Below are 26,140 nucleotides of genomic sequence, written 5' to 3' on the forward strand. Positions count from 1 at the left end.
GCGGGCACATCATTGCACCGCGCGGGTCAACCCGTCTCCTCTCGCCTGCAGTCACGGCGCCGCTAGGCTGAGCGGCATGCCGAGCGACGAGGTCTCCCCTCCCCGCACGCTGACCGTCGGCGTCGGTGCGGGCTCGGCGGGCTTCGGGCACGAGCGCGGCGGCGGCGTCGACCTCGGCACCACCGACATGGTCCTCAACGTGGGCCCCCAGCATCCCGCCACCCACGGTGTCCTGCGGCTGCGCCTGACGCTGGACGGTGAGCGCATCGTGCACTGCGAGCCGATCGTCGGCTACATGCACCGTGGGGCCGAGAAGCTCTTCGAGGTCCGGGACTACCGGCAGATCATCGTCCTGGCCAACCGTCACGACTGGCTCTCCGCCTTCTCCAACGAGGTGGGCGTCGTCCTCGGCGTCGAGCGGATGCTGGGCCTCGAGGTCCCCGAGCGCGCGACCTGGGCACGCATGCTGCTCTCCGAGCTCAACCGAGTCCTCAACCACCTCATGTTCATCGGTTCGTACCCCCTCGAGATCGGTGCGATCACGCCGATCTTCTACGCCTTCCGCGAGCGAGAGACGATCCAGGAGGTCATGGAGGAGCTCTCGGGCGGGCGCATGCACTACATGTTCAACCGCGTGGGCGGCCTCAAGGAGGACCTCCCCGCCGGCTGGCTCGGTCGCGTCGGCGCTGCGACCGCGGCCGTGCGCAGCCGCCTCGGGCAGATCGAGGACATGTTGCTCGGCAACGAGATCTTCGTCGCCCGCACCCGAGGGGTCGGTGTGCTGTCGCCCGAGCTCGTCCAGGCGTACGGCGTCTCCGGGCCGATCGCCCGCGCGTCGGGTGTCGACTTCGACCTTCGACGTGACCAGCCCTATCTCGCGTACGACGAGCTCGTCGCCGACAAGACGCTGCGGGTGGTCACCCGTCACGAGGGTGACAGCTATGCACGGTTCGCATGCCTCCTCGAGCAGGTGCGGGTGTCGCTCGACCTCGCCGACGCCTGCGTGGCCCGGTTGCGCGACCTGCCGCAGGGGCCCGTCAACGTCAAGCTCCCCAAGATCCTCAAGGTCCCGGAGGGCTCGACCTACACGTGGACCGAGAACCCGCTCGGCATCAACGGCTACTACCTGGTCTCACGGGGAGAGAAGACACCGTGGCGCCTGAAGATGAGGACGGCGTCCTTCAACAACATCGCGGTGCTGCCCGAGATCGTACGCGGCTGCGTCGTCGCGGACCTGATCGCGATCCTCGGCTCCATGTTCTTCGTGGTGGGCGACATCGACAAGTGACGCCGGGCGGTGTGCCCGACGCCACGGCGGGTCGATCTGCCGACTCCCGCCGCGCGCTCTAGGGTCGGTGCGTGGGAGACGTGTGGGCGGTGAGCGACATCCACGGGCACCGTGACGCGCTGGTGGAGGTCCTGAGGTCTGCCGACCTGATCGACGAGGACGAGCACTGGTCGGGCGGCGACGCTCGGCTGTGGTTCCTCGGCGACTACGTCGACCGTGGGCCGGACGGCATCGGGGTGATCGACCTCGCGCGCCGCCTCGAGGGTGAGGCGGCCGACGCGGGCGGCTCTGCCTCGGCAGTCCTCGGCAACCACGAGATCCTCATGCTCGGCATGCACCGCTACGGGCCGACGCCGGTCCCCAGCGACGGCCGCTACAGCTTCGAGGCCAACTGGATCGGCAACGGCGGTGTCGTCAGCGACCTCGAGCGTCTCGACCAGGACCGGATCGACTGGCTCACGACGCTGCCGGTGATCGCCACCGACGCCGACCACCTGCTCCTGCACTCCGACACGACGGCCTATCTGCTGTGGGGCGACTCCGTCGACGAGGTCAACGCCGCTGTGCGCGCAGAGCTGGAGATGCCCGATCTCGACACCTGGTGGGAGATGTGGCGCAGGTTGACGACGCGCTACGCGTTCGCTCGAGAGGACGGCGTCGCGGCTGCGGAGCAGATGCTGGGCGCGCTCGGTGGCCGACGCATCGTCCACGGGCACACCATCGGCGCGCTGGTGCGGGGCGGGCCGGTGACGCCCGAGGACGAGCCCGTGCTCTATGCGGACGGGCTCGTCCTCGACATCGACGGCGGGATCTATCTCGGCGGTCCGTGCCAGCTCGTCCGGCTCGACGAGCCTGATCTCCCCGGACCTCGCAGCTAGCCGAGCAGGCCCTCGTCCTCGAGGAACTTCTTGGCGACGTCGGCGGGCTTCTCGCGGTCGACGTCGACCGCGGTGTTCAGGTCGGCCAGCTTGTCCGTCGTCAGCTGGGCCGACAGCTCGTTGAGGGCATCGGCGGCACCCTTGTTGTCGGCGAGCCACGTGGTGTTGACCGCCGGGATCAGGTTCTGGGCGGGCTGGAGACCCTTGTCGTCCTCCAGGAGGACGAGACCGTCGTCCTCGAGCGAGCCGTCGGTCGTCGCGACCTGCACGAGCTGGACCTCGCCGTTGGCGGCGGCGTCCTTGCCCTCGCGGGTGCCGAAGCCGAGCGGGAGGACCTCCGTGATGTCGATCCCGTAGACCTCCTTGAGCCCCTTGGCACAGTCCTGCCGGTCCTTGCAGTCGGGAGCCGCGGCGAGCTTGATGGGCTGCTTGGTGGCAGCGAGGTCGGACAACGTCGTGACCGAGTTCTTGTCGGCGAACTCCTTGGTGACGGCGTACGCGTTCTGGTCGGTCGCCTCGGCCGGCTCCAGCAGCGTCACGCCCGCGCCCTCGGCGAGCACGCTCACCTTGTCGAGGGAGTCCTCGACGTTGTTGCTGGTGACAGGCGTCGACCCGGCGCCGTTGGCCTGGTCGTTGAGGTAGTCGCCGATGCCGGAGAGGTATTCGGGGACGACCTGCACCTTGTTGTCGGCCAGCTGCGCCATGTAGATGTCGCGGGTGTCGACGAGCTTCTGAGTCACGTCGTAGCCCTCGTTCTCGAGCACCTGGGTGTAGAGCTCGGCGAGGATCTGCATCTCGGTGAAGTTCTGACCGGAGAGGGTCACCGATCCCTGGGAGCCGTCACCTCCACCGTTGTCGTCGTCTCCGCAGGCGGACAGCGAGACCAGCGCTGCGGCACAGACCAGGGCGGCGGCAGAGCGTCGGAGGCGCCGCAGTGTCGTGCTCTTCATCGGGGTTCCTTCCGTCACGACTCGGCGGCCGTGCTGTCTCGGGATCGGGCTGTCATCTCCGGCATCTGGACAAGACCATCATGGCGGGAACCGGTGACACGACGCATCGGGTCGACGCGACGCTCGACGACGGCGGCGAGTCCCTCGAGCACGAGGGCGCCGCCCGCGACGAGGATGGCGCCCGCGATGACGTAGTCGTAGGAGTTGTTGCTGAAGCCGTAGGTGATCACGTTGCCCAGGCCCGGCCCTGCCACGAGGGCCGCGATGGTGGCGGTCGCCCACAGCTGCACGAGCGCGAGACGCACCCCGTTGGCCACCATCTGCGACGCGAGCGGGAGCTCGATGCGACGGAAGACCTGCCACTCGCTCATGCCGGTCCCCCGGGCAGCCTCGACGATCTCGGCGTCCACCTCGCGGACGCCGACGTACGAGTTGGTGATCACCGGCGGCAGCCCGAACAGCACGAGCGCGATCAGCGTGGCCAGCCCGGCGCGTCCGTACGGCCCGAGCGTGGTGGTCCCGATCGGTCCAAGCGCCAGGAGCCCGAGCACCGCGAAGACGGGGACCGCGCGTCCGACGTTGGACACGTTGATGGCGAACGTGCCGCCCCGGCCGCGGTGACCCAGCCAGAGGGCGAGCGGGAGACCGACGACGAGGACGAGGACCAGCGCCGTCACCGTGAGCAGGACCTGCTCGACCAGCTGGGTCCACAGGCCGTCGCCGCCCTTCCAGCTCTCCGGGTCCAGGAGGAGGTCGATCGCACCGGCGAGCTCGTTCATGCGGCGGCCCCTCGCGTCCACGGCGTCACCAGACGGGCAAAGGCGACGATGACGAGGTCGAGGAGCACGGCCAGGACGACGCACAGGACGCTGGTCGTCAGCACCTGCGCCTTGAAGCTGTCGTCGATGCCGTTCGCGAGCATGTTGCCGAGTCCGCCGTAGGCCACGATCGTGCCGAGGGTCACCAGGGCGACGGTGGAGACGGTGGCGACGCGAAGGCCGGCCATCACGATCGGCAGCGCGAGCGGCGCCTCGATCCGCGTCAGCAGCCGGAGTCTCCCGTACCCGAGGCCCGTCGCCGCCTCCACCACCTCGTCCGGCACGCTGTCCAGCCCGGCGAGCACGTTGCGCACGAGGATGGACAGCGAGTAGAGCGCGAGCCCGATCACGACCGTCGTCGGGGTCAGACCGGTCGCCTGCGCAAGGATCGAGAACATCGCCAGCGACGGGATGGTGTAGACGAGCGTGGTGCTGCCGAGGAGCAGCGAGCGTGCCTTCGGACGGTTGCGGGCAGCCAGCGACAGCGCGACCGCGAGCACCAGTCCGAGCACCACCGAGGTGACCGTGAGGAGCACGTGCTGGACGGTCGCCTCCCACAGCTCCGGCGCGTAGCGGCTCACGTACTCGGGGCAGATCCACGAGTTGACCGTCCGCGTGTAGCAAGGGGGGTCGGCGGCGAGCACGGCGACGTTGCTCGCGTCGGCGACTAGGCTCACGTCATGCAACCTACCGAGGATGCGATGATCGTGCTCGAGCACGTCGGCAAGCAGTATCCCGACGGGTCGGTCGCCGTCGGCGACCTCTCCCTCACCATCCCCCGAGGGGCGCTCGTCGCCCTGGTCGGGCCGTCGGGGTGCGGCAAGTCCACCACGCTCAAGATGGTCAACCGCCTCATCGAGCCCACGTCGGGCCGCATCCTGGTCGACGGCGAGGACGTGCTGAAGGCGGATCCCGTGGAGCTGCGCCGCGGCATCGGCTACGTCATCCAGCAGGTGGGGCTCTTTCCGCACCAGACGATCCGCGAGAACGTCGCCACGGTGCCGACGCTGCTGCGCTGGAACCGCAGCCGGGCGCGAGCGCGCGCCCACGAGCTGCTCGACCTCGTCGGTCTAGACCCGTCGACGTACGCCGACCGCTATCCGCACCAGCTGTCGGGCGGCCAGCGTCAGCGGGTGGGCGTAGCGCGCGCCCTCGCAGCCGATCCGCCGGTCCTCCTCATGGACGAGCCGTTCGGCGCGGTCGACCCGATCGTCCGCGAGCGGCTGCAGGACGAGTTCCTGCGTCTGCAGCACGACCTGGGCAAGACGGTCTTGTTCGTCACCCACGACATCGACGAAGCCGTGCGCCTCGGCGACCGCGTCGCGGTGCTCGCCGGCGGAGGAGACCTCCGCCAGTACGACTCACCCGCCGCGGTGCTCGGCAAGCCCGCCGACGACTTCGTCGCCGAGTTCGTCGGCGCCGACCGCGGGCTACGCAGGCTCGCGGTCACGCCGATCGATGTCGCCGACCTCGAGGACGCCCCGTTGGTGCGCGAGGACGCGACGGTCGCCGACGCGCGGCGGGTCGCCGAGGCGGCCGGGGTGTCCTCGGCGCTCGTGGTCGACGACGCGGAGCGGCTCGTCGGCTGGGCGCCCTCGGACCACCTCGAGGGCTCGAGCGACCTCCGGGTACGACCGATGAAGGCTTCGGTCCACCGCTCGGCGACACTCAAGGACGCGTGGTCGGTGATGCTCCGCTACGACGCCGGATGGGTGGCGGTGCTCGACGACGACCGGCGGCTGCTGGGCGTGCTCACCCCCGACTCCTTGCACGCGGCGCTGCGCCGCTCGGTGCGGGTGACCGAGCCGGTCTGACGAGGCAGCGAGAGCCGGTCAGGCTTCCTTGGCCTCGGGCAACGTCGCCTCGTCCGCCGGAGCGACGTGCTCCGCGTCGTCGGCCGCCTGCGCGCGAGCGGCGGCAGTCGCCTCCCAGCTGAGCAGGTCGACGATGGTGGGGACGTCGGCGCCGTCCCACAGCGTCATGGTCGAGGGCGCCGGCTCCTCGAGCTCTCCGCGCAGCGCCTCCACCTCACGCTGCAGGAGCTTGCGCTGAGCGTCGGTCTCCTCGGTGCGCGCCTCGGCGAGCCGAAGGGTGCCGTTGAGCTCCGCGATCCGCTTGGTCGTGATCGAGAGGGTCTCGTTGACCGCCTCGACGAACTCCATGTTCTCGCGGGTGCGGTCGATGGTGATGTCACGGTAGGCCTGAGCCTGCTCGGCGCGGTCCTTGAACCACTCGCGGCGCGTCTCCATCACCTCGTCGGCGACCACGCGCGCGGCCACCGCTCCGACGACGACCGCCGTGATCGCCGCCGCGATCAGTGTCCCCTGCGAGGCTGTCACCACCGCAACCGCAACGAACGCGGCAGAGGCCGTGAGGAACATGCTTGCGACGAGGATGCGCGTGGAGCGCTGACGGCGGCGATCGTGGGACATGGCAGAACAGTACGCTACGACTACGCCTCCGCAGGCGACCGACACCGCCGCGACGAGAGCGGTCTCAGGCCTGGGCCGGAGCGTCCTCGTCGTCGTCGTCCTTGGGCACCTCGCAGGCACGCTCGAGCGTGAGCGCCGCGGCCAGCGCGAGGAGTGCCGCCACGGCGGCTGCGGCGGAGTGGACGACGCGCTCACGGGGCAGCGCCAGCTCCATGTCGCCGGCGAAGGACAGCGCGAAACCGACGTAGTAGCCGGCGATCAACGCGGTCACGATCGCCGACGCCTTGGCCAGGGCGAGCAGCCGCAGGGCGCGTGTCGGGTGCATCGTGCGGCGCTCGCGGTGCAGCGACTGGAAGGTCGTCCAGGCGAGGAACGCGAGCGCGCCGGCGAGGAAGAGCATCGTGCCGGCGGCGACCCACGACACCGTGGGCGCAGGCTCGCCACGCCACTCGACGAACGGCCGTAACCCTCGCCCGACCGCGAGACCGACGACTCCCAGGACGGCGAGCTGGACCGGCGACGACCGGCGGAGCGGGCGAGAAGGCATCGGCGTCAGAGGAGGATCTCGAGGTCCTCGCGCCGCCTCACGCCGGAGGTGTCGAGGCCCTGGGCGAGGTCGACGACGAAGCCCTTGCCGGGGATCTCACCCTCGAGGTCGAGCTCGAGCCACGGCATCAGCACGAACGCGCGCTCGTGGGCCCGCGGGTGCGGGAGCGTCAGACGCTCGTCCTTCGCGACACGGTCACCGACCACGATGAGGTCGACGTCGAGCGTGCGAGGTGCGTTCTTCTCACCGCGCTCGCGGCCGAACGCGTCCTCGATCGCGAGGCAGCGGTCGAGCAGCGTGTGCACGGTGAGGGTGGTGTCGATGAGCACGACGAGGTTGAGGAAGTTGCGCGAGCCCTCGGGCGCGTCGACGGGCTCGGTCTCGTACACCGACGACACGGAGACGATGGTGACGCCGGGGGTGTCCGCGAGCGCCGCGACGGCGCCCTGCACGCTGTTGAGCCGCTCTCCCAGATTTGACCCGACAGCGATCACGGCCTGCCGGATCGGGCGCATGCCTCCGGTCATCGTGTCGGCATCAGGCATGTGCGGGTTGGGCGTCTCGGTCACGTACGGCTCCGCTCTATCGTCACGGCGACATCGGAGAACGTCACCGCTATCGGTGCATCGGGCTTGTGGACCGTGACGCTCGCCCACCGCACCGGCTCGAAGCCGAAGCAGATCCGCAGGATCCGGAGCGCGAGCGTCTCGATCAGGTCCACCGGGTCCGACGCGATGGCGTCCGCGACCCGTTCCGACAACGTACCGTAGTGAACCGACGCGGCTAAGTCCCCGGTCTCCCCCGCGGGCGAGAGATCGAGCGCGAGCACGACGTCGACGACGAACCGCTGCCCGTGCTCGCGCTCGTGCGGCAGCACTCCGTGGTAGCCGTACGCCTCGATGCCCGTGACGGTGATCCGGTCCAGGTCTGGCGGCATGGTCATCCCTCCATCAACGGGCCCGAGTGGTGCGACCACAGCTTCCACCCGACCGGTGTCTCGACCAGCACGTCGGTCGCGACGCCGCGCCCTCCCGCGAAGACCGTGGGCGCCTCGCCCGCCGCCTCCGACAGGACGTTCTCGGTGCAGGAGACGACGGCCACGCTGCCGCGTCGGAGAACGCTGACGTCGGTGAGGATGAACTGGATGTAGCCCACGTTGGCCATGAGCATCGCGAACGAACGCACGATCGTGGGTGTGCCGAGGATCGCCTCCGCCCCCGGGTGGACGCACACGGTCTCGTCGCCGGGCAGCCACAGCGACGTCATGAGGTCCAGGTCGCCGTGCTCGATCGCGTCGTAGAAGGCCTGGTGCGTGCGGAGCACGGGGTCGGGCTGGTCAGCCACGGCGCCACCGTTCTGCGACGCGGACCGCGTCGGCGTTGTCGGGAACCTCATGGACACGGATCGCCCAGGCGCCGGCGGCCGCTGCCAGCGCCGTGACAGCCAGGGTGGCGGCCTCGCGGTGCAGCGGGTCTCGCAGGACGCCGTCGGGCTCGGCGAGCAGCTCGCCCAGGAACCGCTTGCGGCTCGCGGCCACGAGGAGCGGGTAGCCCAGCTCGGCGAAGGCGGCGAGGTGGGACAGGACGGTCCAGTTCTGGTCCCCCCGCTTGGAGAAGCCGATGCCGGGGTCGACGACGACCTGCTCCGGGCGCACGCCGGCGGCGAGCGCGGCCTCGACCGAACGGCGCAGCTCGGCGACCACGTCGGGGACGAGGTCGGCGTACGCCGTCGCGTCCTCGTCCTGCATCCGCGCCGAGTGACCTCGCCAGTGCATGACGACGTACGGAACACCCGTACGGGCCGCGACCTGGAGGATGTCCGGGTCGGCGAGGCCGCCGGACACGTCGTTGATGATGCGCGCGCCGGCAGCGACCGCACGCTCGGCGACCTCGGCGCGCATGGTGTCGACGGAGACCACCACACCGCGCTCGGACAACGCCCGCACGACCGGCTCGACACGGGCCAGCTCGGTGGCGGCGTCGACGCGCTGTGCTCCGGGGCGGGTCGACTCGCCACCGACGTCGACGATGTCGGCGCCGGACTCCACGAGGGCGATGCCGCGGCGGACCGCGTCCTCGGCGTCGAGCCACCGCCCACCGTCGGAGAAGGAGTCGGGCGTCACGTTGACCACGCCCATCACCTGGCATCGGCCGGCATCGGGCAGCAGCGGCACGGCACGTCGCTCGAACATCAGCCGCCCTTGATGAGCGCCATCGCCTCGGCCCGGGTCGCCGGATCACGCAGCTGACCGCGCACCGCGCTGGTGACCGTCTTGGCTCCGGGCTTGCGGACCCCACGCATCGTCATGCAGAGGTGCTCCGCCTCGAGCTGCACGATCACCCCGAGGGGACGCAAGGTGTTGGTGAGTGCGTCGGCGATCTGTGTGGTCAGCCGCTCCTGCACCTGCGGGCGACGGGCGAAGATGTCGACGAGGCGGGCGAGCTTGGACAGCCCGACCACGCGCCCGTCGCTGGCGGGGATGTAGCCGATGTGCGCGACACCGGTGAACGGAACCAGGTGGTGCTCGCACATCGACCACAGCTCGATGTCCTTCACCAGGATGAGCTCCTCGTGGTCGACCGCGAAGGTGCGTGACAGCACCTCCGCCGGGTCGTGCCGCATGCCGGCAAAGATCTCCTCGTACGCCCGGGCGACCCGCGCGGGTGTGTCCTGGAGCCCGTCTCGGCCAGGATCCTCACCGATCGCGATCAGCAGCTCGCGGACCGCCGCCTCGGCCCGCGCCGCGTCGAACGTCGGGAGCGACCTCGTCGGCTCGTCGCCGCCGGACTCCGCCACCTCAGCGGTCTCCGGGAGACGGCGGCTCGGGAGTGCCTCCCGTCGGGTCGGCACCCGGGCCGTGGATGTCGGTCCCACCCTGACCCGGGGCGAGCACGATCGTGCCCTCCTCCGAGTCACGCTCCGGCTCGTGGCCGTTGATCTCCTTGGGCGAGATCACCGGTGGGAGCGTGGAGGGCTTGCGCGTCTCCGAGCCGGTCCAGGGAGGACGCGGCGGACGACGACGCAGCGGCTCGAAGATGCGCGCGACCGACTCCTTGTCGAGCGTCTCGCGCTCGAGGAGCTCGAGGACCAGGGCGTCGAGCACGTCGCGGTTGTCGGCGAGGATGTCGAACGCCTCCTGGTGGGCGAACGAGATGAACTTGGTCACCTCTTCGTCGACGATCGCCGCAAGCTCCTCGGAGTAGTTGCGCGAGTGCCCGATGTCGCGACCGAGGAACGGCTCGGAGTTGTTCTCGCCGAGACGGACCGCGCCGATCCGCTCGGTCATGCCGTACTGCGTCACCATCGCGCGGGCGAGGTTCGTCGCCTTCTCGATGTCGTTGGCCGCACCGGTGGTCGGATTGTGGAAGACGAGCTCCTCGGCGGCACGGCCGCCCATCATGTACGCGAGCGCGTCGAGCATCTCTGCCCGCGTCTGGCTGTACTTGTCCTCGTCCGGCAGCACCATCGTGTAACCCAGGGCACGGCCACGCGGAAGGATCGTGATCTTGTGCACCGGGTCGCTGCCGGGGAGTGCCGCGGCGACGAGAGCGTGCCCGCCCTCGTGGTAGGCGGTGATCTTGCGCTCGTGCTCGCTCATCAGGCGGGTGCGCTTCTGCGGACCGGCGACGACCCGGTCGATCGCCTCGTCGAGCGTCGCGTTGTCGATCAGGGCGTCGGACTGGCGCGCGGTGAGCAGAGCCGCCTCGTTGAGCACGTTGGCGAGGTCGGCGCCGGAGAAGCCGGGCGTGCGTCGCGCGACGGACTGGAGGTCGACGTCGGCAGCCAGCGGCTTGCCGCGGGAGTGCACCGTGAGGATCTGCAGACGGCCCTTGAGGTCGGGGGCCTCGACGGCGATCTGGCGGTCGAAGCGTCCGGGGCGCAGGAGCGCGGGATCGAGCACGTCGGGACGGTTGGTCGCCGCGATGAGGATGACGCCACCCCGCACGTCGAAGCCGTCCATCTCGACCAGAAGCTGGTTGAGGGTCTGCTCGCGCTCGTCGTGACCGCCGCCGAGACCGGCACCACGGTGACGACCGACGGCGTCGATCTCGTCGATGAAGACGATCGCGGGAGCATTCTCCTTGGCCTGCTCGAACAGGTCGCGGACACGGCTCGCGCCGACGCCGACGAACATCTCGACGAAGTCGGAGCCGGAGATCGAGTAGAACGGCACCGCCGCCTCGCCGGCCACGGCACGCGCGAGGAGCGTCTTGCCGGTGCCGGGCGGACCGTAGAGGAGGACGCCCTTGGGGATCTTGGCGCCGACCGCCTGGAACTTCTGCGGGTCGGAGAGGAACTCCTTGATCTCGCCGAGCTCCTCCACCGCCTCGTCGGCCCCGGCGACGTCGGCGAAGGTCGTCTGAGGCGTGTCCTTGGCGATGAGCTTGGCCTTGGACTTGCCGAACTGCATCACGCGGCCGCCGCCGCCCTGCATGGAGTTCATCAGGAAGATGAAGAGGAGGAAGATCAGCGCGAACGGGAGCAGGAGGCCCAGCAGGTTGCCGAGGAAGCTCGGCTTGGGGATCTGCACGTCGTACGTCTTCATCTCCTTGTCGGAGACGCTCTGGTCGGCGAGCTTGCGCAGCTGGTTGCCCTGGTTGCCGAGCCAGTTGGCGCGCACCTTCTTGTCGTCGTCGAGCGTGGCACGGATCTCGTTGTCACCGGCCCCGACGAACGTGGCCTCCGAGACCTTGCCCTGCTCGAAGTAACGGACCATGGTCGCGGTCTTGACCTCTTGGTAGCCGTTGTTCGACGACACGATCTGGAGCAGCGCGAGCACCGCGATGACACTGATGATGATCCAGAGCCACGGGCCCTTGAAGATGCGTTTGACGTCCATGATCCGAGGCCGCGCCTCGCTCCTCCTGCGTAGGGATGCGTACGGTGAACGACGTTACACGCCTCGACCACGGCGGCCGGACGACTCGTGTCCCCAGGTGCTTCAACGATCGGCACCCTGGCTCATGTTCCCAGAACGGCCGATCACGTGTCCCGGACTACCCCGCACACGGGGCGAGGAGGTGCGTCAGGAGGAGTAGACGTGCGGCGCCAGGGTGGCGATGTCGCGCAGGTTGCGGTAGCGCTCGTCGTAGTCCAGGCCGTATCCCACGACGAAGGCGTTGGGGATGTCGAACCCGACGTACTTCACGTCGACGGCCATCTTCAGGGCCTCCGGCTTGCGCAGCAGGGTGCAGATCTCCACCGACGCCGGCTTGCGCGAGCGCAGGTTGGAGGTGAGCCACGACAGGGTCAGACCGGAGTCGATGATGTCCTCCACGATCAGCACGTGGCGGTCGGTGAGATCGGTGTCGAGGTCCTTGAGGATCCGGACGACGCCCGACGACGTCGTGCCCGAGCCGTACGAGGAGACGGCCATCCAGTCCATCTCGACGTCGCGGTCGAGAGCCCGCGCGAGGTCGGCCATGACCATCACTGCGCCCTTGAGGACGCCGACGAGGAGCAGCTGCTGCCCCTCGTAGTCGCGCGTCACCTCGGCGGCGAGCTCACGAAGCCGGGCCTGGATGTCGGCCTCGGAGATGAAGGTCTGGTCGAGCGCGAGGTCGCCCTCGATCTGCGATGCGTCCACGTGACCAGCGTGACACAGACGGCTCAGCCGCAGGTGCTCGGCCTCCGGAACTCCAGGGCGCCTGCGGCGCGGATCACAGCGACCCCGCCCGGCAGCGCCGGGCCGCCCTGGCCCCGCCACCGCGTCACGAGACCCTCGACGTCGGCGACGTGGGCGGCCGTGAGGTCTCCCGCCGGGCAGCCGGCGTCGATGGCGACAGCGCGCAGGACGCGAGTCCGCATCGCCCGGGGCAGCGCGGCCAGGCCGGCGACGTCCAGACCGCCGTCGGGCCGCGAGACCTCCTGACGTGCGTGGACGGCCAGACCGTCGAGCAGATCGGCGTCGTCACGGAGCAGGTCGGCGCTGCGCGCCAGCGCCCCGCTGATGCCGGGGCCGAGGGCCTGCTCGACGACCGGCAGCACGTCGTGCCGCACGCGCACCCGGGCGTACCGCTCGTCCTCGTTGTGCGGGTCGTCCCACCAGGTCAGCCCCGAGGCACGGCAGACCGCCTCGGTGTCGGCGCGCGTGAGCGTGAGGAGCGGACGCCGCCACGGGTCGCTGCGGGGCGCCATGCCCGCCAGCGACCGAGCGCCGGACCCTCGGGCGAGCCCGAGCAGCACGGTCTCGGCCTGGTCGTCACGCGTGTGCGCCAGCAGGACGGCTGCGCACCCGTGCCGGTGCGCAGACGATGCGAGCGCAGCACGGCGCGCGGACCGGGCGGCGGACTCCTGCCCACCGGAGCGACCCACCTCGACCGCCTCCACGTCCGCCTCCAGCCCGAGCTGCCTTACGACGTCCGCGGCGTCGCGAGCCACGCTCGCCGAACCCTCCTGAAGCCCGTGGTCGACGACCAGAGCACGCGCGCAGAGGCCTCGACGGGGCGCGACGAACGCGGTCAGCGCCGCCAGCGCGAGCGAGTCGGCTCCCCCCGACACCCCGAGGAGGACCCCCGTGCCCGGGGCGAGGTCGTCGAGAGCACCGGCGACCGCACGTCGTCCGCGGGCGACCGCCGGGTCGAGCCGACCCTTCCCGCGCGGCGCGCCCTCCACGGGGACGCCCTCAGCCGTGGACCCGCGCGACCCAGAGATCGGGCTTCTCGATCTCGGCCGCGGACGGGAGGTTCTCGGGCGCCGCCCACACCGCGTCGAAGCCGTCGCGCCCGACCTGCTTCTCGACCGTACGGACGAACGCGGCGCCGTCGCGGTACTGACGCATCTTGGCGTCGAGCCCGAGGACCTGGCGCACGATGCGGTCCAGCGGCCCACCGCTCCCGCGCCGCTTCTCGAAGCGCTTGCGGATCTGCGCGACCGAGGGGATCACCGACGGGCCGACGCCGTCCATGACGACGTCGGCGTGTCCCTCGAGCAGCGACATGACGCCGGTCACCTTGTCCACCACTTCACGCTGCTGGTCGTTCTGGAGCACCTCGATCAAGGAGACGCGCTCGCCCTTGACCATCCGGCCGGCCGCCTTGCCGAGCTCGCCGAGCGACCGCGAGACACCCTCGGGGTCCATGTCGGTGGCGTCGACGAGCTGGTCGATCAGCCCCTGGACGTGCGCACGCATCCACGGCACGGCGGTGAACTGGACCCGGTGGGTCTCCTCGTGCAGGCACACCCACAGGCGGAAGTCGTGCGGGTCGACGTCAAGCTCGCGCTCGACGTGGACGACGTTGGGCGCCACCAGGAGGAGGCGGCCGCCGACCGGCACCCCGTCGGCGCCGGCGGGAGCGGTGAAGAACGGGTCGAACTGACCGAGGACCTTGGTGGAGAGGAACGCGAGCGCGGCCCCGAGCTCGGCCCCGGTGATCCGAGAGCCCACGGAGCGACCGATCCGGCCTGGCGTCTGCCCGCGGTCGGCCGCCGCACGCGACGCCTTCGTCAGCATCGGAGCGAGCACGACCTCGAAGGACGCGACGTTGGCCGCGATCCATCCCGGCCGGTCGACGACCAGGATCGGGGCGCTGGCCGCGGTCGCGGACAGCCCTGTGAACTCCCGGACCGAACCCTCCGAGCGGGCCGCCCCCTCACGCAGCTCGGCGACGGCGTCAGCTGCCTCGGCGCCGGCGACCTCCGGGCCCGTACGCGTCATGCGTACGGCCGTGGCGAGCGCGAAGTCCCAGTCGATCATGCTCTGCGTCATGCGCCGAGCCTACGCGGCTGTCCTCACTCACGAAGGGAGACGTTTTGTGACAGTGTGATCCAGGTAACACCGACTGCGTACCGACGACGCCCTGCCGACCCCAGGAGAGATGCCATGAGCACCGTCGACCGCGAGCCTGGTTCGAACACCACCGACGTGGACCAGGCATTCCTCGGGAGCGCCACCTACCGCAGTCTCGGCGAGCAACGCCTGTCACCGCAGGAGGAGCGGTTCGAGAAGGCGCGACGCACCTCCGGTCTCGCGCTCGCGCCGCTCGCCACGATCGTCATGCTGCTGATCCCGTTCGACCTCCCCGACCAGCAGCACAAGCTGGCCGCGGTCCTCGTCGGCGTCGTGATCCTGTGGGTCACCGAGGCGGTCCCGATCCCGGTCGGTGGCTTCATCGGCATCGCCGCGATCGTGCTGATCGGCGTCGTCCCGGCTGACGACGCGCTGGCGCCGTTCGGTTCGTCGACCGTCTTCACGTTCATCGGTGCCTTCATCCTCGCCCAGGCGATGCTCAAGCACGGGCTGGCGAAGCGGTTCGCGATGTTCGTGCTCAACCTGCCCGGCGTGGGGACCTCCACGACGCGGGTCATCATCGCGTTCGGCGCCATCACCTGTCTGCTCTCGGCCTTCGTCTCCAACACCGCCACGGTGGCGATGCTGCTCCCGACGGCCATCGGCATCCTGACCGTCATCGCGAAGCTCATGCAGTCCCAAGGCATCGTCGAGGAGGACTTCGATCCCCTGCGGCTCCGGGTCGGCGCGGCGCTGATGCTGATGCTGGCCTACGGCGCGAGCGTCGGTGGGCTGCTGACCCCGGTCGGGTCCCCGCCCAACCTCATCGGCCGCGGCCTGATCGAGGAGGCGACCGGGGAGACCATCGCGTTCCTCGACTGGATGCTGCTCGCGATCCCGGTCTGCGCCCTGATGTTCGTCGCGCTGGCCGTCGTCCTCCTCCTGGTGAACCGGCCCGAGATCAAGCGCCTGGAGGGCGTCGACGAGTGGGTCCGCGCCGAGAAGGCCGAGCTCGGTCCCCTCTCGCGCGCGGAGAAGAACACCCTCCTCGCCTTTGTCGTCACCGTCTCGCTGTGGATCCTGCCGGGCATCGTGGCGCTGGTGGCCGGCACCGAGTCGGGGACGTACGAGACAGTCTCCGACCGCCTCGACGAGGGCGTCGTCGCGGTGCTGGGCGCCTCGCTGCTGTTCCTGCTGCCCACCGACTGGGCCAACCGTGAGTTCACCCTCCGCTGGAGCGACGCCACCAAGATCGACTGGGGCACCGTCGTCCTCTTCGGCACCGGCATCATCTTCGGATCGCTGCTCGCCTCGACCGGCCTGGCCGAGACGATCGGCAACGGGGCCTACAACTGGCTGGGTCTGAGCAGCGCGGTCCTCCTCACCGCCTTCGCGGTGGTGCTCGCGATCGCGGTCTCGGAGACCACGAGCAACACGGCGTCGGCGGCGGTCGTGGTCCCGATCATCATTCCGATCGCGATGGCCGCCGACGTGAACCCGTTCGTCCCCGCGCTGGCGGCGACGTTCGCGGCGTCGTTCGGCTTCATGCTCCCGGTGTCGACGCCGCAGAACGCGATCGTCTACGGCTCCGGCGTGGTCCCGATCACGCGGATGATCCGTTCGGGCATCTCGTTCGACGTCATCGGCGCGATCCTCATCATCGTCATCCTGCCGTTGATGATCTCGGTGCTCGGGCTGGGCACCTGAGCCGACGATGACGCAGCAGATCGCGGTGATCCCGGGCGACGGGATCGGGCCGGAGGTCATCAGCGCCACCCGCACGGCGCTCGACGCGGTCGCACGGTCGCACGGGCTGGACCTCGCGTACGACACCTTCGACTGGTCGTGCCGCCGCCATCTGGAGCAGGGCGCGATGATGCCCGCGGACGGGCTGGACCTGCTCCGCCCGTACGACGCGATCCTGCTGGGCGCCGTCGGGTGGCCCGGTGTCCCCGACCACGTGTCGCTGTGGGGGTTGCTCATCCCGATCCGGCGGACCTTCCGGCAGTACGTGAACCTGCGCCCGGTGGCGGTGCTCGACGGCGTCGACAGTCCGCTGCGCGACGTCCGCGCCGGTGACGTCGACCTGGTGGTGGTCCGCGAGAACGTCGAGGGCGAGTACAGCGAGATCGGTGGCCGGCTCAACCGGGGCTTCCCCGACGAGATGGCGGTGCAGGAGTCGGTGTTCACGCGTGCGGGCGTGACGCGCGTCGTGGACTATGCCTTCGAGCTTGCCCGTGCCCGCAGCGGCTACCTCACGTCGGCGACCAAGAGCAACGGCATCGTGCACACGCTCCCGTTCTGGGACGAGGTGGTGGCCGAACGTGCCGAACGGTTCGGCGACGTGCGCTGGGATGCCGAGCACATCGACGCGCTCGCCGCGAAGCTCGTGCTCGAGCCCGGGCGGTTCGACGTGATCGTGGGCTCCAACCTCTTCGGCGACATCCTCAGCGACCTCGCGGCCGCGGTGGCAGGCAGCATCGGCGTCGCGCCGTCGGCGAACCTCGACCCGACCCGGACGTTCCCCTCGATGTTCGAGCCGGTGCACGGCTCGGCTCCCGACATCGCGGGCCGGGGAGTCGCCGACCCGGTCGGCGCTCTGTGGTCCGCGGCGATGATGCTCGACCACCTCGGTCACGAGGAAGCCGGGGCCGACCTCCTGGCCGCGGTGCGATCCACGGTCCGCTCGCCCGCGACCCGGACACCGGACCTCGGCGGGACGGCGCGCACGACCGAGGTCGCCGACGCGGTCGCCGCGGCGGTCAGCCGCTAGCGCAGGTGCAGGCCGACAGCCGGGCGGTGATCCGGTCCAGGGTCGTGCGCGCGTCGAGCGTCTTCGGGACCGGGACCCGGTCGGTCATCAGGACGAACCCGACGGGAGTGCCGTCACGCGTCGTCGTCGTGCCCGCCAGGCTGTGGACGCCGCTCAGCGTGCCGGTCTTGGCGCGGACGGCACCGAGCGCGGGCTCCGTCCCGGTCGCGGTGAACCGCGCGGCGAGGGAGCCGTTGAAACCGGCGACGGGATAGCGGTCGAACAGCTCCGAGCCCGAGGTGACCACCGCGAGCATCGACGCGAGGGTGACCCGGTTGCCGCGTGCGAGGCCGCTGCCGTCGTAGACGGTGTTGCCCTGCCACGGGATCCCCAGACCGCTCAGCACGGACTCGACCGCCTTCACGCCTCCCGCGAAGCTCGCCGGCTGGTCCTCGGCGAGCGCGATGTGGCGCAGCAGGACCTCGGCCGCCTGGTTGTCGCTGTTCTCGATGACCGACTGGACGATCTGTGCCACCGTCGCGCTGGTGATGGCAGCGAGCTCCTCCGACTCCACCGGCCGTGCTGCCTTCGCGACCGTCGAGACGGCGATGCCGCGGGCCCTCAGCTGCCGGGCGAAGACCTGCGCCGCCTGACGGTCCGGCTTGGCGCTGCGTCGCCATCCGTCCATGCCCTGATCGACCCACAGGGCGCTGACCGGGGTGGTGACGAACGAGGTGATGTAGGTCGGCTCCCACGCCGGACTGACCGCCGGGCCGGTGAAGAGCGACGGGTCATACCCCAGCGAGACCTCCGTGACGCCGTCGGCCTTCAGCGCGGCGGCGGTCCGGCGGGCGAGCTGGGCGAGTGACGCCTGCTGCGGGTACGACCCACGGGCCTCGGGGCCGGACGTAGCGGTCAGGTAGGGGTCGCCGCCACCGACCAGGACGATGCGGGCGGGTGCCGGCGACGGTGCGTCGGTCGCCGGCGGGGCGGCGGTGCCGGGGGTGACCGACCCTCCGGTGCCGGTGCCGGTCGTGTCGTGCAGGACCGTCGTGCGGAAGCGGTGCTCGGCGCCGATCGACGTCACCGCCGCCAACGCGGTGAAGAGCTTCAGCGTCGACGCGGGCGCGAAGGTGCCGGTGCCCGAGGACCACACCTGCTTGCCCGTCGACAGGTCGGAGACGGCGAACCCGACGTGAGAGCCGAGCGCCTTGCGTCCGAGGAGCGGGCCGACCGCCTTCTGGACCGCGGCGGCGTCCAGCCCGGGGTCCGGTGCGGCAGCGAGGACCGGTCGGAGGGCGGGCGCGGGCGGGGTGTCGGGGACCGCGGCCCGCTCCGGCTGGCGGGCCTCGCAGGTGCCGTCCTCGCAGACCCACCGGTCGAGGTAGCCCAGGCCGTACGCCGCGACTCCGCCACCGGCGATCAGCAGCACCACCGCGAGCAGCAGGTAGGGCCACGCACGGCCGGCCTCGGAAGTGCGCGATCGCATGCGGACGAGCCTATCCGGCGGGGGCGAACGTCAGTGGCATCCCGGCGTGCACCAGCCGCCAGTGCGCGTGCGTCGAGGCGTACGCCGCACCCGCCGCGAGATAGCGCTCCACCAGCGTCCGCAGGGAGTCGCAGACCTCGTGGACGACCGGCGCCTCGGCGACGTCGGGGTACGCCGCCGCACCCGAGGCGCGGTATCGGCTCACCACCACGTGCAGCGGCTGGTCGTCGGCGAGGGACGCGCCGTCGTACGACAGCCCCGTGATCCTCCGGCCGACGGGCCGCGCGAGGTCGATGTCGTAGGTCACCGGTGCGTCGATCCCGTAGGCGACGTCGTAGTCGAAGTCCGGCGTCCCCAGCGGCGTACGAGGGGTGGGCGCGTTCGTGAGCGTGTCGGGGTCGTGATCCCCGGCGGTCGTCACGCCGTGGAAGAAGGCGGCGGCGTGCTCGAGGTGCGCCCTCAGGCGCCGTCCGTCCAGGGCGACCACCACGATGCCGCTGTCGAAGGTGCAGAGCGCCGCCACCTGACGGCGGCGTACCGGGCCGACCGCGATGGATGCGTGGCGGCTCGTGGGGCTCACGAGGCTGATGAGGGGCACGTCGGCATCTGCTCGGCGACGGGCGCCCTCGGCCTGGGCGCGGGCGACGAGCGCGAGTGCGTCGGTGGCTCGATAGCGCGCCGGCTCGGCATCGACGGCTGTGACCGCGTGCCCGACGATCTGCGCGCCCAGGGCCCGGACGTGGGTGTGCTGCGGCTCGACCAGCGAGACCACGGCCGGGTCCTCGGGGGATCGCGCGGTGTCGACGAGGCGTGCCCGCGAGTCCAGGACACGCCAGCGACCGCCTCGGACGGTGAGGTCGAGCTCGACGACGGCGACGCGCATCCCCCAGCAGAGCGGCTCGGTCAGCACCACCGTACGGCCGTCCGGCCCGCGTTCGCGGTGTTCGGCGACCTCGACGTGCGCGTGCCCCGCCACGATCACGTCGATCCCCGAGACCTCGCGGGCCAGCGCGACGGCGGCGTTCTCGCGGGTCGCCTGCTCGACGATGCCGGAGTGGACGACGGCGACGACGACGTCCGCACCACGCCCGCGCACATCGTCGACCAACGGTCCGGCAGCGGTCACGAGGTCGTCGAACCGGAGCTGCGCCGCGACGTCGCGGTTCCACGTCGTCACCTGGGGAGTCGTGAGACCGATGATCCCGACGCGGACCACCGCGCCGCCCGCGAGCGGGACGTCCCGGACCAGGCCTCCCTCGAAGGCGGGGACCCCGGTCGCGGCGTCGCGGACGTTGCCGGCGAGGAGCGGCGCGTCGAGCTGCTCGCGCAACCTGGCGAGCGCGGCGACACCGTAGTCGAGCTCGTGGTTGCCCAGCGTCACGGCGTCGTAGCGGAGGTAGTTCATCGTCGCGGCCATCGGGTGGAGCGGCGGGTCGTCGTCGCGGAGGCGGCCGGAGTAGTGGTGCGCGAGCGCACTCCCCTCGAGCAGGTCGCCCGCGTCCACGAGCAGGGCGCCAGGGGCGTCCGCGCGGATGCGCTCGACGACCGAGGCGACCCGAGCGAGTCCGATGCCGTTGCCGTAGACGTCGGCGTACGGGGCGTCGGTGCCGTAGTCGAAATCGCGCACCTGCCCGTGCAGGTCGGTCGTCGCGACCACGGTGAGACGTGCGGTCACGGCCGGCACGTGGTGTTGCCCACGTCACAGTCGATCACCCGGTGTCCTGCCGTCTTGCGCACGTACGAGACACTAGACACGCCGTGCGTGTCGGGTCGGACCGGCCCGGACACCCGCGCACGAGCCGGTCGCCGAGAACCAATGGAGGAACAGTGCTGGAATTCGACGTCACGGTCGAGATCCCCAAGGGCGTACGCAACAAGTACGAGGTCGATCACAAGACCGGGCGGATCCGGCTGGACCGCACCCTGTTCACCTCCACGCAGTATCCGGCCGACTACGGCTTCATCGAGAACACCCTCGGCCAGGACACCGACCCGCTCGACGCACTCGTCCTGCTCTCCGCGCCGACGTTCCCCGGCTGCCTGATCCGCTGCCGCGCGATCGGCATGTTCCGGATGACCGACGAGGCCGGTGGCGACGACAAGGTCCTCTGCGTACCCGTCGGCGATCCCCGCCAGGAGCACCTGCAGGACATCCGTCACGTCCCCGAGTTCGACCGGCTGGAGATCCAGCACTTCTTCGAGGTCTACAAGGACCTCGAGCCCGGCAAGTCCGTCGAGGGCGCCGAGTGGGTCGGCCGTCGCGAGGCGGAGCTGGAGGTGGAGGCGTCGTTCAAGCGCGTCCACGAGCAGCCTGCCCACGACGAGGACGGCGAGCACTGATCGTCCGCTGAGACTGCACGGAGGCCGCTGATCCCTGACGGGGTCGGCGGCCTTCGTCGTTCTCGCGACCGGTGCGGCGGGAGAGTGTCTGCCGCCCGACCTCAGCGGATGCGGGCGGCGAGGTCCGGCCCGGTCCAGGAGTAGACCGACACGACCTGCACGCTCTTGCCCGGTCGCGGCGCCTCGACCATCCAGCCGTCGCCGAGGTAGAGCGCGACGTGGTGGATGGAGTCGGGGCCTCCGCGACTCCAGAAGAGCAGGTCGCCGCGGCGCGCGTCGGACAGCGCGATCGGCGTCGACGACGCGTACTGGGCGCCGCTGAAGTGCGGCAGGCTCTTGCCCGCGGCCTGCCAGGCTCGCATCGTCAGACCCGAGCAGTCCCAGACGTTCGGGCCGGCGCCCGCCCACACGTAGGGCTCACCGACCTGGGCGAGCGCGAACTGGACCGCGGCCTCCACGCCCTTCGCCCGCTTGGGGGGCGTGGCTCCTGGCTGCGGCGCGGGCGCCGGGCCTGGCGCGGGCGCCGGGACGGCCGCGGGCGGCTCGTCGACGGTCGGCGGCAGCGAGGGGGCAGCAGCGGGTGGACGGTTGGCCTGCTCCTGAGCGGCCTGGGCCAGCTTCTCCAGCGCCCGCTGGCGCTTGCTGGCCACGGTGACGGAGATGCCTTCGGCGTGTGCGAGCTCGCGGATGAGCTGGTCGCGGTCGCGCTGGAGCGATGCCCGCGCCGCCGCGGCGGCGGCCACGGCCTTCTGGGCCTCCTGCTTCGCCGCCCTCGCGGCGTCGGCGGCGGTCTCGCGCGCGGCGACGGCGACGTCTGCGCGGCGCTTCAGCGCGATGGCGACCGCCTGCTTGGACTCGTACGTCGCGAGCGCGGCACGACTCGCGTCCCCGACGGAGTCGTACGCCGCGAGCTGGTGCAGCAGCGAGCTCGGCCCGTCGTCGGAGAAGAAGCTGCGGAGCCGGTTGTACGGCGCGCGTGCGGCGATCCCACCCACGGCCTGCCGCTCGACGGCGAGACGCTCCTGCTCGGCGGCCGTGGCGGCGGTCCTGGCGGCAGCCTGCGCGGCCTTCGCGGCGTGCTCGGCCTTCCTGAGGGCGTACTGGGCGCCGTTGTCCTTCTCTGCCGCCTCGGCCGCTCGCACCGCCAGGTCGTCGACCCGCTTGGTCGCCGCGGCGATGCGCGCCCGGATCGCCGCCACCTGGTCGCCCTTGGCGACGACGTTCTGCTGGGCCTGCGCGACGGCCTCCGCGCTCGGGACCTCGTCGGCGTGGACGGCGGAGACGCCGGTCAGCGTCAAGGCGCCGGCGGCGAGCAGCGGCGCCGTACGGCGCCAGCGCAGTCGCCTCGGCGACACCGCGCGTCCCTCGTGCCCGAGCCCCACGTCGTCCCCCTGATGCGTTCTCGCAGACCAGCGTCGTCGCAGGTCAGCGACAGTTGCCGACCGTGCTGCGCACTCTACGTCAGAGCCTCGCTCACCACGGCTTTTGCTGCATCTTGGACCTCGGCCAGGTGCTCGGGTCCCCGGAAGGACTCTGCATAGATCTTGTAGACGTCCTCCGTGCCCGAGGGTCGGGCCGCGAACCACGACTGCTCCGTCTCCACCTTGATGCCGCCGATTGCCGCATCGTTGCCGGGCGCGTGGGAGAGCACGCGTGTGATCGGGTCTCCGGCGACCTCAGACGCGGTGATCGCGTCCGGATCGAGGGCAGCGAGACGCTTCTTCTCCTCGCGGGTCGCCGGAGAGTCGACCCGGGCGTAGGCCGGGTCACCGTGACGCGCGGTCAGTCCGGCGTAGTGCTGGCTCGCGCTCCGCCCTGTCACGGCCTGGATCTCGGCGGCTAGCAGGGCGAGCACGATGCCGTCCTTGTCCGTCGTCCACACCGAGCCGTCCTTGCGCAGGAACGACGCGCCTGCGCTCTCCTCGCCACCGAAGACGGCTGACCCCGCCAGCAGCGGGTCGACGAACCACTTGAAGCCGACCGGCACCTCGTACAGCGCCCGTCCCGCGTCCGCGACGACGCGGTCGATCATGCGGGAGGAGACCACGGTCTTGCCGACCGCGGCCGCGGCGTCCCAGTCACGGTGCTCGGTGAGGTAGGCGACGGCGACCGCCAGGTAGTGGTTGGGGTTCATCAGGCCGGCGTCGGGGGTGACGATGCCGTGCCGGTCGGCGTCCGCGTCGTTGCCGGTCGCCACGTCGAAGCGCTCGCGCTGTGCGACCAGTGACGCCATCGCGTGCGGCGAGGAGCAGTCCATCCGGATCTTGCCGTCGTGGTCGAGCGTCATGAACCCCCACTGCGGGTCCACGCTGGAGTTGACCACCACGAGATCGAGCCCGTACTCCTCGCCGATCCGCCCCCAGTAGCCGACCGAGGCACCGCCGAGCGGGTCGGCTCCGATCCGTACGCCGGCCGAGGCGATCGCCTCCAGGTCGACGATCGATCCGAGGTCGTTGACGTAGTGGGTCAGGAAGTCGTATGTCTCGACCCGGTCGCGGGTCTCGTCGGTGCTGGCGCGCCTCACCCCGCGGAGCCCGTCGCGGAGGAGCTCGTTGGCACGGTCCTGGATCCAGCCGGTGATGTCGGACCCGGCCGGGCCGCCGTGGGGCGGGTTGTACTTGAAGCCACCGTCGCGCGGCGGGTTGTGCGACGGCGTGACGACGATGCCGTCGACCTGCCCGTGAGCTCCGAGACCGTTGAGCCGCAGGATCGCGTGCGACACCGCCGGCGTCGGGGTGAAGCCGTTCTCGGCGTCGACGAGGGTGACCACGTCGTTGCCGATCAGCACCTCGAGCGCGGTCTGCCACGCCGGGTGCGAGAGGGCGTGGGTGTCCCTGCCGACCAGGATCGGGCCAGCGATGCCCGCGCGCGCGCGGTGCTCGACGATCGCCTGCGTCGTGGCCAGGATGTGGGCCTCGTTGAAGGCGCCGTCGAGACTCGACCCGCGATGCCCGCTGGTGCCGAACGACACCTGCTGCGCCGGGTCGTCGGGGTCGGGGGTCCGGTCGTAGTACGCCGTGGCGAGCGCGTCGAGATCGACCAGGTCCTTCGGCTCTGCCGGCGAGCCGGCGCGTGGATCCACCATGCGGCTCAGCCTAGAGGTGAGGGCAGGCCCCGGTCTCAGTCACGCGATCGGCCGATGGCCTCGACGCCCAGACCATCCATTTCCTCCAGTGGGAGGAGCGACAGGGCCACTCACGAACCGCTTGGGGAAAAGCGCGGTCCGCGCCGGCCGCGCCAGCGCAGCGACACGTCCGCGCCCACCGCCCGCAGACTGGCCGCGAGCGTGCTCGCCGTCTCCTCGGAGATGCGGATCGCGACCGCGACGCGGGTCCGGCCATTCCGCTCGAGAATCCTCGGGTGCAGATCGCAGCCGAGGCGCCGCGCCTCCTGCACGACCTCCTCCGGCCGATCACCCCAGTCGTCGACATACACCGTGACCGGCCCCGCAGGCTGCGGGGCCTGGCCGACGACCCCTTCCAGAACCCGTGCCCCCGCTCGCGCCACCCAGAAGACGGCCGACACCAGGAGGAAGGTCCACACCATGTCAGGTAGGCGGTCGCGCCCGACCCAGAGCAGCGCCGTCCACACAAGCGCGATCACCAGAGAGCTGGAGCGACTCACGTGTATTTCCCGTCGGTCACCCCGTCTTCGATGACCGACGTACCGACGGCGGCGGCCCCGAGGACACCCGACCCGGCGAGGAGCGCGGCGACGACACCGAGGACGACGCGACAGCGCAGTGCGCTCGGGAGGTGGGCGATCACGGCGTGACTGTAGCGGTCTCCGCCGGTCCGGCGGACGACGAAGCCGCTACTTGCTCGCCCCCTGGGACACCGAGAGGCGAACGCCGCCATCCCCTGCGACAAGACGTAGTTGTCCCGATTGGTGTTGAGAGCGACCGGCAGCAAGAACTGGTTCCACAGGCCCAGGAAGTTGAAGATCGCCACCGAGGCCATGCCCGGCCTGGCCATCGGCAGGCAGCATCACCTGGAAGAACGTCCGCCACTTCCGTCGTACGCCGTGGCGAGCGTGTCGAGATCGACCAGCTCCTTCGGCTCTCCCGGCGAGCCGGCCCGTGGATCCACCACGCGGCCCAGCCTAGGTGTGGAGGACCTCCGCGTCCGGTGTGTGCAGCGGGCCGGTCGGGAGCAGCCGGGACTCGTCCGTCCAGGCCAGGACCCACCCGCCCTCGTGGACGCGCCCGGCGATCCGCAGGGTGTCGCCGAGACGAGGAGGTGCGTCGGACCCGACCTTCGTCGCCCACTGGTGGGTCACGTCACCGACCGCCACGCTGACGAGGGCCTCGTCCGGCTTCGCCAGCCGTGCCCAGTCGACCACCACCGCGTCGACGACGCCGTCGCGGCCGCGCAGGAGCGAGGGCAGGGCACGCGGCGTGAACCCGAGCGCGAGCCGGACCGCGCCGACCCAGATGCCAAAGAGCAGCCCGAAGAACAGCGACGCTCGCGGGACGCGGGTGACCCAGTCGACGCCCCGCTGCCAGACCGCGTACTCGGCGTCGGGGAGCTCGGCGGCAAGGACGGCCCGATCCTGACCGGGAAACACGACGACCTCGACCTTCTCGTTGAGGTCTGGAGCCACCTCGCTGACCGGGAACTCCGGCCTCCACAGCGACACGACGCGCCCGCCGGCCAGGCGCGCGTGCTCGTCGTCGGCGACCGAGAAGGTGATCCCCGCCCCCGACCCCGAGTCGGCGGAACCGAGGTAGGTGGCCGTCGCCCGGGGCTCCGTCACTGCCAGGCGCTCCGCTCGCACCTGCATCCAGACGCTGTGGTGGAACCCGACGGCGGCGGCGCCGAGGGCACCCGACCCGGCGAGGAGCGCGGCGACGACACCGAGGACGACGCGACGGCGCAATGCGCTCGGGAGGTGGGCGATCACGGCGTGACTGTAGCG

At 71.0% G+C, this 26,140-nt stretch carries 27 protein-coding genes; 6 read left to right on the top strand and 21 right to left on the bottom strand.

Annotation, left to right across the window (positions count from 1 at the left end):
• Window positions 1-76 precede the first annotated feature (76 nt).
• Together KV102_RS04710 and KV102_RS04715 are read left to right on the top strand one after the other, a co-directional pair.
• On the top strand, window positions 77-1,288 hold the full coding sequence (locus KV102_RS04710; protein ID WP_220342248.1) for an NADH-quinone oxidoreductase subunit D: 1,212 nt from the start codon (window positions 77-79) through the stop codon (window positions 1,286-1,288).
• A 71-nt stretch (window positions 1,289-1,359) separates the two neighbouring features.
• Window positions 1,360-2,166: a metallophosphoesterase gene (locus tag KV102_RS04715; protein WP_220345444.1), complete on the top strand. Its 807-nt coding sequence runs from the start codon at window positions 1,360-1,362 to the stop codon at window positions 2,164-2,166.
• On the opposite strand, the gene KV102_RS04720 is transcribed toward KV102_RS04715, so the two are convergent.
• From KV102_RS04720 to KV102_RS04730, 3 genes are read right to left on the bottom strand one after another with little or no spacing between them, the layout of a single operon-like run.
• Window positions 2,163-3,116: an ABC transporter substrate-binding protein gene (locus KV102_RS04720; protein WP_220342250.1), complete on the bottom strand. Its 954-nt coding sequence runs from the start codon at window positions 3,114-3,116 to the stop codon at window positions 2,163-2,165. The genes KV102_RS04715 and KV102_RS04720 overlap by 4 nt on opposite strands.
• A 14-nt stretch (window positions 3,117-3,130) precedes the next feature.
• Window positions 3,131-3,895 carry an ABC transporter permease gene (locus KV102_RS04725; RefSeq protein ID WP_220342251.1) on the bottom strand — a complete coding sequence of 255 codons (765 nt, stop codon included), beginning with the start codon at window positions 3,893-3,895 and terminating at the stop codon, window positions 3,131-3,133.
• Complete coding sequence (locus tag KV102_RS04730) at window positions 3,892-4,611, bottom strand: ABC transporter permease (RefSeq protein WP_308290226.1); 720 nt, start codon at window positions 4,609-4,611, stop codon at window positions 3,892-3,894. The genes KV102_RS04725 and KV102_RS04730 overlap by 4 nt, the downstream gene beginning before the upstream one ends.
• 3 nt (window positions 4,612-4,614) lie before the next feature.
• On the opposite strand from KV102_RS04730, the gene KV102_RS04735 reads away from it, so the two are divergent.
• Window positions 4,615-5,748 carry a betaine/proline/choline family ABC transporter ATP-binding protein gene (locus KV102_RS04735; RefSeq protein ID WP_374197343.1) on the top strand — a complete coding sequence of 378 codons (1,134 nt, stop codon included), beginning with the start codon at window positions 4,615-4,617 and terminating at the stop codon, window positions 5,746-5,748.
• Between the two features lie 18 nt (window positions 5,749-5,766).
• On the opposite strand, the gene KV102_RS04740 is transcribed toward KV102_RS04735, so the two are convergent.
• From KV102_RS04740 to KV102_RS04790, 11 genes are all read right to left on the bottom strand, one after another.
• Window positions 5,767-6,366 (bottom strand): hypothetical protein, encoded by a 600-nt coding sequence (locus KV102_RS04740; RefSeq protein WP_220345445.1) that lies wholly within the window; start codon window positions 6,364-6,366, stop codon window positions 5,767-5,769.
• Between the two features lie 64 nt (window positions 6,367-6,430).
• A complete protein-coding gene (locus KV102_RS04745; RefSeq protein ID WP_220345446.1) occupies window positions 6,431-6,913 on the bottom strand; it encodes a DUF3180 domain-containing protein in 483 nt (160 codons plus the stop codon).
• A gap of 5 nt (window positions 6,914-6,918) precedes the next feature.
• On the bottom strand, window positions 6,919-7,482 hold the full coding sequence (gene folK / locus KV102_RS04750; RefSeq protein WP_220342254.1) for a 2-amino-4-hydroxy-6-hydroxymethyldihydropteridine diphosphokinase: 564 nt from the start codon (window positions 7,480-7,482) through the stop codon (window positions 6,919-6,921).
• Window positions 7,479-7,856: a dihydroneopterin aldolase gene (folB, locus tag KV102_RS04755; protein WP_220342255.1), complete on the bottom strand. Its 378-nt coding sequence runs from the start codon at window positions 7,854-7,856 to the stop codon at window positions 7,479-7,481. The genes folK and folB overlap by 4 nt, the downstream gene beginning before the upstream one ends.
• Window positions 7,853-8,257 carry a nuclear transport factor 2 family protein gene (locus KV102_RS04760; RefSeq protein ID WP_301022113.1) on the bottom strand — a complete coding sequence of 135 codons (405 nt, stop codon included), beginning with the start codon at window positions 8,255-8,257 and terminating at the stop codon, window positions 7,853-7,855. The genes folB and KV102_RS04760 overlap by 4 nt, the downstream gene beginning before the upstream one ends.
• Window positions 8,250-9,104, bottom strand: coding sequence for a dihydropteroate synthase (gene folP / locus KV102_RS04765; RefSeq protein ID WP_255560563.1), 855 nt, complete (start codon window positions 9,102-9,104; stop codon window positions 8,250-8,252). Before folP ends, KV102_RS04760 begins: the two co-directional genes overlap by 8 nt.
• Entirely contained in the window at window positions 9,104-9,709 is a 606-nt protein-coding gene (folE, locus tag KV102_RS04770; protein WP_220342257.1) for a GTP cyclohydrolase I FolE, read from the bottom strand. Before folE ends, folP begins: the two co-directional genes overlap by 1 nt.
• A gap of 1 nt (window position 9,710) precedes the next feature.
• Window positions 9,711-11,753, bottom strand: a complete 2,043-nt coding sequence (gene ftsH / locus KV102_RS04775) for an ATP-dependent zinc metalloprotease FtsH (RefSeq protein WP_220342258.1) — start codon at window positions 11,751-11,753, stop codon at window positions 9,711-9,713.
• Between the two features lie 186 nt (window positions 11,754-11,939).
• Complete coding sequence (hpt, locus tag KV102_RS04780) at window positions 11,940-12,500, bottom strand: hypoxanthine phosphoribosyltransferase (protein WP_220342259.1); 561 nt, start codon at window positions 12,498-12,500, stop codon at window positions 11,940-11,942.
• A gap of 23 nt (window positions 12,501-12,523) precedes the next feature.
• Window positions 12,524-13,528: a tRNA lysidine(34) synthetase TilS gene (gene tilS, locus KV102_RS19505; RefSeq protein WP_220345448.1), complete on the bottom strand. Its 1,005-nt coding sequence runs from the start codon at window positions 13,526-13,528 to the stop codon at window positions 12,524-12,526.
• Window positions 13,529-13,538: 10 nt separating this feature from the next.
• The gene (locus KV102_RS04790; protein WP_255558998.1) at window positions 13,539-14,621 is read right to left on the bottom strand and encodes a zinc-dependent metalloprotease; all 1,083 of its coding nucleotides are present in this window, start codon (window positions 14,619-14,621) and stop codon (window positions 13,539-13,541) included.
• 114 nt (window positions 14,622-14,735) lie between these two features.
• On the opposite strand from KV102_RS04790, the gene KV102_RS04795 reads away from it, so the two are divergent.
• Window positions 14,736-16,349, top strand: coding sequence for a DASS family sodium-coupled anion symporter (locus tag KV102_RS04795; protein ID WP_220342261.1), 1,614 nt, complete (start codon window positions 14,736-14,738; stop codon window positions 16,347-16,349).
• 7 nt (window positions 16,350-16,356) lie between these two features.
• Window positions 16,357-17,415, top strand: a complete 1,059-nt coding sequence (locus KV102_RS04800) for a tartrate dehydrogenase (RefSeq protein ID WP_220345449.1) — start codon at window positions 16,357-16,359, stop codon at window positions 17,413-17,415.
• On the opposite strand, the gene dacB is transcribed toward KV102_RS04800, so the two are convergent.
• Window positions 17,405-18,883, bottom strand: coding sequence for a D-alanyl-D-alanine carboxypeptidase/D-alanyl-D-alanine-endopeptidase (gene dacB / locus KV102_RS04805; RefSeq protein ID WP_220345450.1), 1,479 nt, complete (start codon window positions 18,881-18,883; stop codon window positions 17,405-17,407). The two genes, KV102_RS04800 and dacB, sit on opposite strands and share 11 nt — an antisense overlap.
• Before the next feature lie 10 nt (window positions 18,884-18,893).
• Window positions 18,894-20,558: a bifunctional UDP-sugar hydrolase/5'-nucleotidase gene (locus KV102_RS19510; RefSeq protein ID WP_220345451.1), complete on the bottom strand. Its 1,665-nt coding sequence runs from the start codon at window positions 20,556-20,558 to the stop codon at window positions 18,894-18,896.
• Between the two features lie 155 nt (window positions 20,559-20,713).
• On the opposite strand from KV102_RS19510, the gene KV102_RS04815 reads away from it, so the two are divergent.
• Window positions 20,714-21,223 (top strand): inorganic diphosphatase, encoded by a 510-nt coding sequence (locus tag KV102_RS04815; protein WP_220342560.1) that lies wholly within the window; start codon window positions 20,714-20,716, stop codon window positions 21,221-21,223.
• A gap of 101 nt (window positions 21,224-21,324) precedes the next feature.
• Here KV102_RS04815 and KV102_RS04820 read toward each other — a convergent pair whose 3' ends face one another.
• From KV102_RS04820 to KV102_RS04840, 5 genes are all read right to left on the bottom strand, one after another.
• Window positions 21,325-22,605 carry a C40 family peptidase gene (locus KV102_RS04820; RefSeq protein ID WP_220345452.1) on the bottom strand — a complete coding sequence of 427 codons (1,281 nt, stop codon included), beginning with the start codon at window positions 22,603-22,605 and terminating at the stop codon, window positions 21,325-21,327.
• Window positions 22,606-22,679: 74 nt separating this feature from the next.
• Window positions 22,680-24,308, bottom strand: coding sequence for a phosphoglucomutase (alpha-D-glucose-1,6-bisphosphate-dependent) (pgm, locus tag KV102_RS04825; protein ID WP_220345453.1), 1,629 nt, complete (start codon window positions 24,306-24,308; stop codon window positions 22,680-22,682).
• Between the two features lie 110 nt (window positions 24,309-24,418).
• On the bottom strand, window positions 24,419-24,847 hold the full coding sequence (locus tag KV102_RS04830; RefSeq protein ID WP_220345454.1) for a hypothetical protein: 429 nt from the start codon (window positions 24,845-24,847) through the stop codon (window positions 24,419-24,421).
• A complete protein-coding gene (locus tag KV102_RS19515; RefSeq protein ID WP_308290227.1) occupies window positions 24,844-25,197 on the bottom strand; it encodes a hypothetical protein in 354 nt (117 codons plus the stop codon). The genes KV102_RS04830 and KV102_RS19515 overlap by 4 nt, the downstream gene beginning before the upstream one ends.
• A 127-nt stretch (window positions 25,198-25,324) precedes the next feature.
• Window positions 25,325-26,125, bottom strand: a complete 801-nt coding sequence (locus KV102_RS04840) for a hypothetical protein (protein ID WP_220345455.1) — start codon at window positions 26,123-26,125, stop codon at window positions 25,325-25,327.
• Window positions 26,126-26,140: the final 15 nt, after the last annotated feature.

Source organism: Mumia sp. zg.B53 (genome assembly GCF_019550935.1).
Classification (GTDB): domain Bacteria; phylum Actinomycetota; class Actinomycetes; order Propionibacteriales; family Nocardioidaceae; genus Mumia.

What these genes read in the sequence shown, in the direction of transcription:
- dacB (WP_220345450.1), bottom strand. Translation starts at nt 18,883, where the DNA reads ATGCGATCGCGCACTTCCGAGGCCGGCCGTGCGTGGCCCTACCTGCTG.
- KV102_RS04710 (WP_220342248.1), top strand. Translation starts at nt 77, where the DNA reads ATGCCGAGCGACGAGGTCTCCCCTCCCCGCACGCTGACCGTCGGCGTC.
- KV102_RS04800 (WP_220345449.1), top strand. Translation starts at nt 16,357, where the DNA reads ATGACGCAGCAGATCGCGGTGATCCCGGGCGACGGGATCGGGCCGGAG.
- KV102_RS04745 (WP_220345446.1), bottom strand. Translation starts at nt 6,913, where the DNA reads ATGCCTTCTCGCCCGCTCCGCCGGTCGTCGCCGGTCCAGCTCGCCGTC.
- KV102_RS04735 (WP_374197343.1), top strand. Translation starts at nt 4,615, where the DNA reads ATGCAACCTACCGAGGATGCGATGATCGTGCTCGAGCACGTCGGCAAG.
- KV102_RS04790 (WP_255558998.1), bottom strand. Translation starts at nt 14,621, where the DNA reads ATGACGCAGAGCATGATCGACTGGGACTTCGCGCTCGCCACGGCCGTA.
- KV102_RS19515 (WP_308290227.1), bottom strand. Translation starts at nt 25,197, where the DNA reads ATGGCCAGGCCGGGCATGGCCTCGGTGGCGATCTTCAACTTCCTGGGC.
- KV102_RS04720 (WP_220342250.1), bottom strand. Translation starts at nt 3,116, where the DNA reads ATGAAGAGCACGACACTGCGGCGCCTCCGACGCTCTGCCGCCGCCCTG.
- KV102_RS04740 (WP_220345445.1), bottom strand. Translation starts at nt 6,366, where the DNA reads ATGTCCCACGATCGCCGCCGTCAGCGCTCCACGCGCATCCTCGTCGCA.
- KV102_RS04795 (WP_220342261.1), top strand. Translation starts at nt 14,736, where the DNA reads ATGAGCACCGTCGACCGCGAGCCTGGTTCGAACACCACCGACGTGGAC.
- folB (WP_220342255.1), bottom strand. Translation starts at nt 7,856, where the DNA reads ATGACCATGCCGCCAGACCTGGACCGGATCACCGTCACGGGCATCGAG.
- KV102_RS04725 (WP_220342251.1), bottom strand. Translation starts at nt 3,895, where the DNA reads ATGAACGAGCTCGCCGGTGCGATCGACCTCCTCCTGGACCCGGAGAGC.
- ftsH (WP_220342258.1), bottom strand. Translation starts at nt 11,753, where the DNA reads ATGGACGTCAAACGCATCTTCAAGGGCCCGTGGCTCTGGATCATCATC.
- pgm (WP_220345453.1), bottom strand. Translation starts at nt 24,308, where the DNA reads ATGGTGGATCCACGCGCCGGCTCGCCGGCAGAGCCGAAGGACCTGGTC.
- folP (WP_255560563.1), bottom strand. Translation starts at nt 9,104, where the DNA reads ATGTTCGAGCGACGTGCCGTGCCGCTGCTGCCCGATGCCGGCCGATGC.